This is a genomic window from Actinomycetota bacterium (genome assembly GCA_035540895.1).
In the GTDB taxonomy this organism is placed as follows: Bacteria; Actinomycetota; JAICYB01; order JAICYB01; family JAICYB01; genus DATLFR01.
Genome location: DATLFR010000151.1, coordinates 1 through 12,609, shown reverse-complemented (window position 1 = coordinate 12,609; position 12,609 = coordinate 1). Strand labels below are relative to the sequence as shown.

The 12,609-nt window shown below is 70.6% G+C and carries 7 protein-coding genes; 5 read left to right on the top strand and 2 right to left on the bottom strand.

The annotated features are described in order from the left end of the window. Positions 1-6: 6 nt before the first annotated feature. Positions 7-2,124 (bottom strand): site-2 protease family protein, encoded by a 2,118-nt coding sequence (locus VM840_08520; GenBank protein HVL81620.1) that lies wholly within the window; start codon positions 2,122-2,124, stop codon positions 7-9. A 75-nt stretch (positions 2,125-2,199) separates the two neighbouring features. On the opposite strand from VM840_08520, the gene VM840_08515 reads away from it, so the two are divergent. Further along, positions 2,200-4,470 carry a diguanylate cyclase gene (locus VM840_08515; protein HVL81619.1) on the top strand — a complete coding sequence of 757 codons (2,271 nt, stop codon included), beginning with the start codon at positions 2,200-2,202 and terminating at the stop codon, positions 4,468-4,470. A gap of 10 nt (positions 4,471-4,480) precedes the next feature. On the opposite strand, the gene arfB is transcribed toward VM840_08515, so the two are convergent. Further along, on the bottom strand, positions 4,481-4,909 hold the full coding sequence (gene arfB / locus VM840_08510) for an alternative ribosome rescue aminoacyl-tRNA hydrolase ArfB (GenBank protein HVL81618.1): 429 nt from the start codon (positions 4,907-4,909) through the stop codon (positions 4,481-4,483). Positions 4,910-4,941: 32 nt separating this feature from the next. On the opposite strand from arfB, the gene VM840_08505 reads away from it, so the two are divergent. From VM840_08505 to malQ, 4 genes are all read left to right on the top strand, one after another. After that, on the top strand, positions 4,942-5,841 hold the full coding sequence (locus VM840_08505) for a YihY/virulence factor BrkB family protein (GenBank protein ID HVL81617.1): 900 nt from the start codon (positions 4,942-4,944) through the stop codon (positions 5,839-5,841). 47 nt (positions 5,842-5,888) lie between these two features. Then, positions 5,889-7,865, top strand: a complete 1,977-nt coding sequence (locus VM840_08500; GenBank protein ID HVL81616.1) for an alpha-1,4-glucan--maltose-1-phosphate maltosyltransferase — start codon at positions 5,889-5,891, stop codon at positions 7,863-7,865. Further along, positions 7,862-11,191, top strand: coding sequence for a maltose alpha-D-glucosyltransferase (treS, locus tag VM840_08495; GenBank protein ID HVL81615.1), 3,330 nt, complete (start codon positions 7,862-7,864; stop codon positions 11,189-11,191). The genes VM840_08500 and treS overlap by 4 nt, the downstream gene beginning before the upstream one ends. Further along, positions 11,188-12,609 (top strand): 4-alpha-glucanotransferase (gene malQ / locus VM840_08490; protein HVL81614.1); only part of this gene is annotated, 1,422 nt, incomplete at its 3' end. The genes treS and malQ, both read left to right, overlap by 4 nt.

The following is a 12,609-nucleotide window of genomic DNA, read 5'->3' as shown; positions in this document are numbered from 1 at the left end:
CCGACGTCAAGCGGCCCGGAGCAGGCGGAGAGCGTCCGCCAACGAACCGACGCCGAACACGCGAACCTCGCCGCCCGCGCGCGCGGCCGCCACCTCGCTCCCCGGTACGAGGAACACGTCGGAGCCGCGGCGCTCCACGGCCGTCGCCTTCTCGGAGACGCCTCCCACCTCCCGGACCGTACCGTCGAGCGATATCTGGCCCGTCGCCGCGATCGTTCGGCCGTTGGCGACATCGGCCGGATCGAGCATGTCCGCGATCGCCAGCGCGAACGCGAGCCCGGCCGACGGGCCCCCGATCACGCGCCGCCGGAACTCGATCTCGAACGGGAGATCGACGTCCATGTCCACGGTCGAGACGTACACGCCGATCCCGACCACGTTCTCCGGCAGCGGCGCGCTCCGGGTCCTCACCTCGGTCGTCCCCCCACCCCGGCGCACGGACAGGGCGAACTCGGTCCCCGGAGGGTGCGGCCGGATCGCCGCTCCCAGGTCGTCGGCGATGCGGACCTCCTGCCCGTTCACCCCGACGATCACGTCCCCGACCTCGAGCGCCTCCGCCGCCGGGACCCCCTGAGGGATCGCCTCGACCCGGGCGCCGCTGCCGGTGATCGAGACCTCCATCCCCACCGCCTGCGCCGCGGCGGCGGCCGCGACCATCTGGCTCTGCCGGTACGTGTCCCGCTGCTGGTCGAGGAACCGGTCCGGGTCGGTGTCTGGCGGGATCACCCGATTGATGGACATCACCTCCCAGCCGCGCGCATAGGCCAGCGCGACGCCGAGGAGGTTGGGCTGCTCGAGCCGGACCGACGTGAGCAGGTACCGTCCGTTCACCTCCGACGTCTCGGCTCCCGAGATCGTGATGTCGCGGGTCACGTCGAGGGTGTCCCCCGGAGTGATGACGGCGACCGGCGGGTGGTACAGGAAGCCGGCCGCGGCGGCGATGGCCAGCGAGACGACCACCCACACGAACGGACCCGCGGACCGCGCGCCCGGGTCGGGCTCAGGCTGTCCGCGCAGCTGCTGGAGCTCGAGCGCCCGGCGGATATCGGTCCCGGACAGGATCCCGACGACCTCGCCGCCGCGGGAGACGACCGCCCGTCCGGGCGGCTCCCCCAGCGCCTGGACCGCCTCGAAGACGTCCGCCTCGGGAGCCAGGACCGGCACCGACTCGAGCGGCAGCATGACCTCCCCTACCGTCCGCATCGCCCTCTCGTGCTGCGGCACGTCGCCGACCCGGCGCAGGGACATCAGCCCGACGAGCCGGCCGTCCTCGAGCACGGGGTACGTCGAGTGACCCGCCGGACCCGCCACCTCGTCGAGGAACCGGCTGATGGAGACGGAGGGGCCCACCGTGGCCGGGTCGCTGGACATCAGGTCGGCCGCCCTCACGCCGCGCAGCGCCTGGCGCAGGAGAGCCACGTTGGCTTCGGAGCCGGCCGCCTGCAGCAGGAACCAACCGAGCAGCGCGAACCACAGGCCCCCGATCCCCCGGCCTCCGAACAGCCCCAGGACCCCGACCGCTATGAGCGTGAACCCGAAGGCCCGGCCGGCCTTCGAGGCCGAGAGCGTGGCCGCCGTGAAGCTGCGCTGGCGGTGCCAGAGGTACGCGCGCAGCACCCGACCGCCGTCGAGGGGGAGCGCGGGGACCAGATTGAACAGCACGACGATCGCGTTGATGTACGCGAGGTACTCGACCGCGGGCTGGACCGGGCCGAGGTCACCGAGCGCGTTTCCCGCCCAGGCGACGCCGGCGAAGGCCGCTGCGATCGCGATCGAGACCACCGGGCCGGCGATCGCGATGCGGAACTCGGCGCCAGCCGATGGGAACATCCCCTGGAACCGGGCCACCCCTCCGAACAGCCACAGGGTGATGCCGTCTATCCGCATCCCCTCCTTCAGGGCCTGGAAGGCGTGTCCGAGCTCGTGGAGAAGGATGGAGGCGAAGAAGAGCATCGCCGTGACGAAGCCCAGCACGAGGTAGGTAGAGCGCCCGAGCCCCGGGTACTGCTGGGGGAACAGGAACGATCCGAGGGTCCAGCCCACTAGACCGAAGACGATGAGCCAGGACCAGTTCGCGCCGATCTCTATGCCCCGGACGCGCAGGAAGGTGAAACTTGACTCCATGGCGCCCTCTATACCCGCCAGGCCGGTCCCGACGCCCCGTGTTCATGGGGGCCCGGCCGCGGCCGATATCTAGTCATGTCGACGTCCATCTCCTCGTCGCTGGTCGGACGCCTCGCGGGCTTCCTCCTGATCGGCAGCGGGTTCTTCACGGCCGGGTACCTGTTCCTGCCCGGACCCCCCATGATGGACCGCTTGGCCGTCGTGGGCGTGTGCCTCGCCGCGACGGCCGCGGGGGGGCTCGCGGTCGCCGCGCCGTGGGACAGGTGGCCGAGGACGGCCTCGCTCACCCTGGTCCCGGTGGCGCTCGTCCTCATCGCCGCCGGCAACTACTGGGGGACGATCGACTACCCGTACACGTTCGGCGTCTTCTACGTCGTCGTCTTCGCCTGGATCGGCATGGGGCACCCTCAATGGACCGCCCTGCGCTTCGCCCCGCTCGGCGCGGCCGCCTACGTCGTCCCCCTGCTCCTCCGACCCACCGCGCCCGGGGGAGCCTGGTCGGCCGCGCTGACGATCCCGGTGTGCGTGCTGGTGGGCGAAGGGCTGGCCTGGATCACCGACCGCGAGGAGCGGACCCGGGTCAGGGCCCAGGCGTTGGCCCGGATCGGAACGGCCCTCGGCGCGCAGATGTCGGAGGAGGGTGTCTTCCAGACCCTGGTGGACGAGGCCCGGGAGGTCATGGGCTCGCAGCACGTGATCCTCTACCGTCTCGAGGCTGAGGAGCGCCGGATCCTCGAGGTCTACACGTCGGGCGTCTCCGACGAGATGGCAACGGGACTCCAGGGCCTGCGCGGCGTCGAGCTGACCCACGTCCCGCAGTTCGAACGATTGGAAAGGGGCGAGGATCTCGTCGTCGCGGATGTGGCGGCCGCTGACCCCGCCTCCCGTCAGATCGCCGAGCACTTCAGGCTGCGCAGCTTCATGATCAGCCCGATCATCACCCGCGACGGGTTGCTGGGCACCCTGTTCTACGCCGACTCGTCGCACGCCGGCCGGTACGGACCGGACGAGGTGGCGCTGGCGCGCTCGATAGCTGCGCAGGCTGGGGTAGCCATCCAGAACGCGCTCCTGTATCAGCGCACCCTGGAGGCCTCCCTGCTCGACCCGCTGACGGAGCTCGGGAACCGCCGCGCGTTCCACGAGCGGTGGAGCTCCGAGACGGAGCGCGCCTCGCGCCACGGCCGAGCGGTCAGCCTGGTGCTGCTAGACCTCGACGACTTCAAGCAGGTCAACGACGCCTGGGGCCACCAGACCGGCGACCGGGTGCTCGTCCGGCTGGCCGAGCACTTCCGCCGGAACCTGCGCAGAGGGGATGCCGCGTTCCGGCTCGGGGGGGACGAGTTCGCGCTGATCCTGCCCGAGACGCCGCCCGCCGCCGCGGCGCGTCTCGCCGAGCGGGTGAGGCGCTCGGTCGCGCGGGAGGCCCTCGGGGGAGGCAAGGACCTCCGCCTCTCGATCTCCTGCGGGATCGCCTCCCTCCCCGATCACGGCGCGGCCGCCGACGAGCTGTTCGGCCGGGCGGACGCGGCGATGTACGCGGTGAAGATGGCCGGCGGCGACGCGGTCGCAGTGACCTCGGTTAGGGAGGACGCCTACGAGGGGAGCGTCCTCGGGCTCGACCTCCCCGCGATCATGCGGGAGCGTCAGCTGGTCCCCCTCTACCAACCGATCGTCGAGCTCGGCACGGGAGGCGTCATCGGGTACGAGAGCTTCTGCCGGCTCCACCCGGACGTGGGGAGCGCGCCCACCATGACCCTGTTCCGCGCGGCCGGGACGATGGGTCTCGTCCCCGACCTCGACCGGGTCTGCCGGTCCGTGTCGCTCGCGGCCGTTGCGGATATCCCGCCGTCCTGCCTGCTCTTCCTCAACGTCTCACCGGCCGTGCTAGAGGATCCGTCCTTCCGGGTCGACGAGCTCGTCGGACCCGTCCTCGAGGCCGGGCTGACCACCCGTCGCGTGGTGATCGAGGTCACCGAGCAGGAGCGGTCCCCGACCTCGGAGATGCTCGCCCGTAACCTGCGGCTGTGCCGCGAGGCCGGCTTCGAGGTCGCTCTGGACGACCTGGGCTCGGGCGGGGCCGACCTCGAGCTCCTGGCCAGGCTCCCGTTCACCTACGTGAAGGTCGATATGGCGTTCGTGCACGGCGCGACCGGCGATGCGTCGAGGCGGCGCCTGCTCCAGGGCATCCGGCTGCTCGTCGGACAGACGGGGGCCCGCGCCATCGCCGAGGGGGTGGAGTCGCCCGAGGACCTGCAGATGGTCCAGTCGATGGGGTTCTGGGGCGCGCAAGGGTTCCTGCTCGGCTCCCCCGCGCCCCACTTCCAGCTGCTCGCCCTCGAGGGCTAGACGCCCCTCCCTACTCCTCCGGCCTCCAGGACCGCTCCCGCTTGCGCTCGCCCCGCGCCCTCTTCGAGGCGATCCTGCGCTCGGTGGCGCCCCGGCTGGGCTTCGTCCGCCTCCGCGGGGGAGGTGGAGGCTTCAGGGCCTCCCGCAGCACGTCGGCCAGGCGCTGCAGGGCAGCCTCCTTGTTCGCGGCCTGGGTTCGGTGCTCGGAGGCGACCACGCGCAGGCGCCCGTCGGCGTCCAGGCGGGAGCCGAGAGCCTCCAGCAGGCGAGCCCTCCGACGCGGCCCGATGGACGGAGCGCCGGCGACGTCGAGGACGACCTCGACCCGCGTCTCCCGGCGGTTGACGTTCTGACCGCCCGGACCGCCGGCGCGCGAGAACCGCACCTCGAGCTCGGACATCGGGATCGTCAGACCGCCGTTCACGCGGACGCCCTCCATGGACCCAGGCTACGGCCGCATAGACTCGTTCGATGGGAGCCAGGCGCCGCCCCAGCAACCCGGCGGAGCTGTGGGCCCTGACGCGGCGGACGCTCTCGAGCGCGGTCGAGGACAGGGTGACCGGGCTGGGAGCCGAGGTCGCCTTCTTCGCGCTCCTCTCCACCCCCCCCACCCTCCTCGCCGTCCTGGGGTCGGTCGGCTACATCGCCGAGGCTCTCGGCCCCCAGGCGGCTGAGCGGATCCAGAGCCAGATCATGGGGGTGGTGTCCACCTTCCTCACCCCCCAGGCCCAGGCCGGGGTGGAAGACGTCGTCAACGACTTCCTCGTCGGGGGGCGCGCGGACGTGATCGGGGTCGGCCTGCTGATCGCGCTGTGGTCGGCGTCGCGGGCGACCAACGCGTTCATGCAGGCGGTCGCGATCGCCTACGACGTGCCGGACAAGCGGTCGGCCGTCAAGCGACGGCTGATCTCCCTCGGCCTCACCCTGATCGGCGTGGTGGGCGCCGTCGTGCTGATCCCCCTCGTGGTGGCCGGCCCCCGCCTCGGACAGGCGCTCGGCGACCCCCTGGGGCTGGGCGACGCGTTCGCCACCGCGTGGCGCATCGGCTACTGGCCGGGTGTCCTGCTGGCCGGGATCGCCTTCATCGTCCTCATCTTCCACCTGGCACCGGGGAGACGCACCCCCCTCATGCGTGACGTGCCCGGCGCGGTCGTCGCCACCCTCCTGTGGCTGATCGGTGGGGGGCTCCTGCGTGTGTACGCTGCTGTGAGCATCGAAGGCGGCACCACCTACGGGCCGCTCGCTGCCCCGATCGTGATCCTGCTCTTCGTCTACGTGAGCGCCCTGGCCCTGCTGCTGGGAGCCGAGCTGAACGCGGAGATAGAGAAGGAGTACCCGGCGGCGGGCCGTCCGGCGCCTCCGAAGGAGTGACCTACAGTTGGGTGTCGAGTCGTCGCGCGATGGGGACAGGTGAGGGGATGACCGCAGACCACCCGAGCGAGGACGGCCGGCGCCGCGCCGTCATCGACGCCGTGCGCCCCGAGGTGGACGCCGGGCGCTTTCCAGTGAAACGGACGGTGGGCGAGCAGCTCGTCGTGGAGGCCGACGCGTTCTGCGACGGACACGACAGGATCGCCGTTCTGCTGCGGTGGAAGGCTCCCGACACCCACACCTGGCGGGAGACGCCGATGCGGCCCGACCACAACGACGTGTGGAGGGGCTCCTTCCCCCTCGAACGGATGGGCCGGTACGCCTACACGGTCGAGGCCTGGGTCGACCACTTCGCCACCTGGAGGTACGGCCTCGCCAAGAAGGTGGAGGCGGGCCAGGACGTATCGGTCGAGCTGCTCGAGGGCGGTCTGCTGCTGAGGGAGGCGGCTGGACGAGCCTCGGGGGACGACGCAGCGCTCCTGCTGCGATGGGCGGACAGGGTTGCCCGCGACCCGCAGCTCGCGATGGACAGCGACGTCGCCGCGATCGCCTCCCGGTACCCGGACCGGTCCCTGTCCACCACGTGGCCACGCGAACTGGAGGTCGCGGTCGACCGGGAGCGCGCCCGGTTCAGCGCCTGGTACGAGCTGTTCCCCCGGTCCTGGGGGAGCGAGGGCCGCCACGGCACCCTGTCCGACGTCGCCGACCGGCTCGACTACGTGGCCGGCATGGGGTTCGACATCGTCTACCTGCCCCCCATACACCCGATAGGGACGTCCTACCGCAAGGGCCGCAACAACACGCTCGACCCCACCCCCGACGACGTCGGGAGCCCGTGGGCCATCGGGGCTCCCGAAGGCGGACACACGGCCCTGCACCCCGACCTCGGCGACATGGCCGACCTCGACCGCCTCGTCGCCCGGGCCCGCGAGCTGGACATGGAGGTCGCCCTCGACCTGGCCTACCAGTGCTCGCCCGACCACCCATGGGTAGCGGAGCACCCGGAGTGGTTCAAGCAGCGCCCCGACGGCACCATCCAGTACGCGGAGAACCCCCCGAAGAAGTACCAGGACATCTACCCCATCGACTTCGAGTCGCAGGACTGGGAGAACCTGTGGCGGGCCCTGGCCGATGTGGTCTGGTTCTGGATCGGACGCGGCATCAAGGTCTTCCGCGTGGACAACCCACACACGAAGGCCTTCGCCTTCTGGGAGTGGATGATCGGCGAGGTTCACAGGGAGCACCCCGACGTCATCTTCCTGTCTGAGGCGTTCACGCGGCCGAAGGTGATGTACCGGCTGGCCAAGCTCGGGTTCACGCAGTCGTACACCTACTTCACGTGGCGGAACACGAAGTCCGAGCTGACGGAGTACTTCACCGAGCTCACGTCGCCCCCGGTGGTGGACTTCTTCCGGCCGAACCTGTGGCCGAACACGCCGGACATCCTCCACGAGACGCTCCAGACCGGCGGCCGGGGAGCGTTCATGGCCCGGCTCGTCCTCGCCGCCACGTTGGGCGCCAGCTACGGGATCTACGGACCCGCCTTCGAGCTGATGGAGCACGAGCCCGTCCGGGAGGGCTCGGAGGAGTACCTGCACTCCGAGAAGTACGAGATACGCAGCTGGGACCTCAAGGACCCGGACAGCCTGGCCGAGTTCATCTCCCGTGTGAACGGGATCCGCCGGTCGAACCCCGCACTGCGCTCGGACCGCTCCCTGCGCTTCCACCACATCGACAACGAGCAGCTGATCGCATACACGAAGCGAGAGGGCGAGAACCTGGTGTGCGTGGTGGTCAACCTCGACCCGTTCAACGTCCAGTCGGGATGGGTCCACCTACCGACCGAGGACCTCGGGATCGACGCCCATCCGACGTACCAGGTGCACGACCTGCTGACCGACGCCCGGTACCAGTGGCAGGGCGACCACAACTTCGTCCAGCTCGACCCGGGGTCCGTGCCTGCGCACGTGTTCAGGATCGCCACCGGCCACCGGACGGAGCGGGATTTCGAGTCCTACCTATGAGCGGCTCCCCCCTCTGGTACAAGGACGCCCTCATCTACCAGACGCACGTACGTGCGTTCTCCGACTCCGACGCGGACGGCATCGGCGACTTCCGTGGCCTCACGTCGCGTCTGGGGTACCTGGCCGACCTCGGCGTGAGCGCGATCTGGCTCCTGCCCTTCTACCCGTCCCCCCTCCGCGACGACGGGTACGACACGGCCGACTACCGCGACGTCCACCCCTCGTACGGCACCCTGCGCGACTTCCGTCAGTTCATGCGGGAGGCTCGCCGGCAGGGTTTGCGGGTCATCACCGAACTCGTCCTCAACCACACCTCCGACCAGCACCCGTGGTTCCAACGCGCGCGCCGGGCTCCCAAGGGGTCCCCCGAGCGCGACTTCTACGTGTGGAGCGACACGACCGACCGCTACACCGAGGCGCGGATCATCTTCAAGGACTTCGAGTCGTCCAACTGGAGCTGGGACGGCGTGGCGGGTCAGTACTACTGGCACCGGTTCTACTCCCACCAGCCCGATCTCAACTTCGAGAACCCGGCCGTCCACGATGCGCTGCTCGAGGTGGTCGACTTCTGGTTCGAGATGGGGGTCGACGGGCTCCGGCTCGACGCCGTGCCCTACCTGTACGAGAGGGAGGGCACGAACTGCGAGAACCTGAAGGAGACCCACGAGTTCCTCAAGAAGCTCCGCGCCCACGTCGACGAGCGGTTCACCGACAGGATGCTGCTCGCCGAGGCGAATCAGTGGCCCGAGGACGCCGTCGCCTACTTCGGCGAAGGCGACGAGTGCCACATGGCCTTCCATTTCCCGGTGATGCCCAGGATGTTCATGGCCGCCCGCATGGAGGACCGGTTCCCGCTCATCGACATCATGCGCCAGACCCCGGAGATCCCCGATGCGGCGCAGTGGGCGATGTTCCTGCGCAACCACGACGAGCTGACGCTCGAGATGGTGACGGACGAGGAACGCGACTACATGTACCGCGTCTACGCGCAGGACCCCCAGGCCCGGATCAACCTCGGCATCCGGCGGCGGCTGGCGCCGCTGCTCGGCAACGACCGGCGGATGATCGAGCTCATGAACGGGCTCCTGTTCAGCCTCCCCGGCACACCGGTCGTCTACTACGGCGACGAGATCGGGATGGGCGACAACATCTTCCTGGGGGACCGCAACGGCGTCCGCACCCCGATGCAGTGGTCCGCGGACCGCAACGCCGGCTTCTCGCGCGCGAACCCACAGCGGCTCTACCTCCCGGTGATCATCGACCCCGAGTACCACTCGGAGGCCGTGAACGTGGAGGCGCAGCAGTCCAACCCCAACTCGCTGCTGTGGTGGATGAAGCGGATCATCGCCCTGCGCAAGCGCTTCAAGGCGTTCGGACGGGGGACGCTCGAGTTCCTCTACCCGGAGAACCGCAAGGTCCTGTGCTTCCTGCGGCGCTACGAGGACGAGGCCATCCTCGTCGTCGCGAACCTGTCGCGCAGCGCCCAGTACGTGGAGCTCGACCTGCGGGAGTTCGAAGGGGTCGTGCCGGTGGAGCTGTTCGGCCGCACCGAGTTCCCGCGGATCGGGGAGCTGACCTATCTGCTCACGCTCGGCCCCCACGCGTTCTACTGGTTCTCGCTCGGGCGCGCCCGGGACCGGGCCGAGCCCGCGGTCGAGCGGAAGCTGCCGGTGGTCGAGGTGTCCGGCGGCTGGGATCGGGCGCTCACGGGCAAGGGGCGGTCCGCCCTCGAGGAGGCGCTGCCTGCCTACCTCCGCACCCGGCGGTGGTTCGGGTCCAAGGGCCGGCGGATCCGCGGAACCACGATCGCCGAGGTGGTGCCGGTCCCCCGGTCCGCCGCTCCGAAGGACGCGAAGGCCCGTCCGGTCGGGTACCTGGTCTTCGTGGCGGTCGAGTACACCGAGGGCGACCCCGAGACCTACCTGCTCCCTCTGACGGGAGGTCCCGCGGGCGACGTCCACGACGACGCGGCCGCCACCGCGGTCGTCCGGGTGCGTGGCCGCGACGGTCACGAGTACGTCCTCTACGACGCGCTCATGAGCCACGACTTCTGTGCGGCGCTCCTGGACATCTTCTCGAAGCGCCGCTCGCTCCCCGACGGAGACCTGCGCGTCACCGCCACCGCCACCTCGTCCTTCCGGGAGCTGCGGGGGGCCAGGTCCGAGGCGTTGACGCCGAGGCTGCTGGGGGCCGAGCAGTCCAACACGTCGGTCGTCTACGGGGACCGGCTGGTCCTGAAGCTGTTCCGACGTCCGGACGAGGGGCTCAACCCAGACCTGGAGATAGGACGGCACCTGACCGACCGGGCCGGTTTCGCGAACGTTCCGCCGGTCGCGGGCGCCATCGAGGCCCGTCGTGGCCGGAGGGAGCCGACGACGCTCGCGATCCTGCAGGGGTACGTCTCCAACGAGGGCGACGCGTGGGAGTACACGCTCGACGCCCTCGACCGGTTCTACGAGGACGCCTTGGCGCGCCCGGTGGCCGACTCGGAAGGACCGGCTCCCGCTACGTTGACCGATCTGGCCCGGGCCGAGCCACCGGACGCCGCACACGAGCTGATCGGACCGTACCTGGAGTCAGCCCGGCTCCTCGGCCGCCGCACCGCAGAGCTTCACCGGTCGCTCGCCTCCTACCGCGACGACGACGCGTTCGCCCCCGAGCCGATGACGACGCTCTACCAGCGGTCGCTCTACCAGTCGATGCGGGGGATGGTGGGACGCGTCTTCCAGCAGCTGCGTGGTCTACGCCGCAAGCTCCCCGAGGTGGACGAGGTGCTGGACCTCGAGGACGAGCTCCTCGAGCGCCTCTCGGCGATCCGGACCCGAAAGATCGACGCGATGCGCACCCGCGTCCACGGCGACTACCACCTCGGACAGGTCCTCTGGACCGGGAAGGATTTCGTGATCATCGACTTCGAGGGGGAGCCGGCCCGCCCCCTGACCGAGCGCCGCATCAAGCGCTCCCCGATCCGGGATGTGGCCGGCATGCTGCGCTCCTTCCACTACGCCGCCTACACGCCTCTGTACGGGGAGGACGCGCGGTTCTCGGCTCCCGACGAGGTGACGGAGGCGAGCACGTGGGGGGCGTTCTGGCAGCGGTGGGTGAGCGCGGTATTCCTGCGCAGCTACCTGGAGGTCGCCTCGCTGGACGTTCCCGAGCACGGCCGCTTCCTGCCCGCGTCGTCCGACGACCTCGAGGTGCTCCTGCGTTGTTTCCTGCTCGAGAAGGTCGTGTACGAGCTGGGGTACGAGGCGAACAACCGCCCGACCTGGCTGCGCATCCCGGCCCAGGGGCTGGTTCAGCTCCTCGAGGCCCCCTCCGCATGAGCGGGGAGGAGCTGCGCGGGCTCGCCGAGCGCTGTGGCATCCAGGCGTCGTACCGCGACGTGCGCGACCAGGAGGTCGAGGCCTCGGACGAGTCACTGGCCGCAGCGCTCGAGGCCCTGGGCGTGCAGGACGGAACCATCCCGTGGGAGGACGACCCGGGCGTCGTGGTGGCTTGGGACGGGAAGCTGCCGCGCGGCTCCCGCGCCACCGTGGTGACCGAGGACGGAGAGGAGGCCGATCCCTCCGCTCCCCTGCCGCCCGGGTACCACGAGCTCCACCACGCGAGGGGTGAGCCATCGCTCGTGATCTCGGCTCCCGCCCGGCTCCCGCGACCCGAGGGTCACTCCTGGGGGTTGTTCGTCCCGCTGTACGCGGTGCGGTCCGGACGCGACTGGGGGACGGGCGACCTGACGGACCTGCGCGAGCTCATCGAGTGGACCGCGTCGCTGGGCGGGGGCATCGTGGCCACCCTGCCGATGCTGGCCCAGTTCTACACGGACCCGTTCGAGCCCAGCCCCTACTCCCCGGTCAGCCGGCTGTACGCGAACGAGCTCTACGTCGACCCGCTCGCCGCACCCGAGGTCGACACGAGCGACGAGGCGCGGAGGATCCTCGCCGACCGTGCGTTCGCGGACTCGCTCGAGCGTCTGAGGTCGGGTGACCTCGTCGACTACAGGGCGGCCGCCGCCGCGAAACGCCGAGTGCTCGAGCCGATGTCGCAGACCTTCTTCGCCGCGCCGCCCCAGGGGTTCCGGCGTCACCTGGAGGAGAACCCCGACCTCGAGACGTACGCCCGGTTCCGAGCCACCTGCGAGGAGCATGCCGCGGGGTGGCCCGCCTGGCCCGACGACGCGCTGGTGGCGGTCGACGATCCCCGCGCCCGCTACCACCTCTACGCGCAGTGGCTGGCGCACGAGCAGCTGGAAGCGGTCGGCGCCGCCGCGCGGGAGCGGGGGTCCGGGCTCTACCTCGACATGCCGCTCGGCGTCTCAGGGGGCGGGTACGACGTGTGGCGCTACCGGGAGTCGTTCGCGCTCGGCGCGTCCGGCGGGGCTCCCCCGGACGCCTTCTTCACCCAGGGGCAGGACTGGGGGTTCCCGCCCCTGCACCCCCATCGGATCCGCTCCGACCGCTACCGATACGTGCGCGCGACCGTCGCCTACCTCCTGCGCTACGCGACCCTGCTGCGGGTCGACCACGTGATGTGGCTCCACCGCCTCTTCTGGGTGCCCGAGGGCCTGGACCCGTCGCAGGGCGTCTACGTCACCTACCCCGCGGAGGAGCTCTACGCGATACTGCTGCTCGAGGCGGCCAGAGCGGGGGCATCGGTGGTCGGTGAGGACCTCGGCACCGTGCCGCCCGAGGTGACGGAGGGGATGGACCGCCGGGGCCTGCATCACTCATACGTGGTCCAGTAC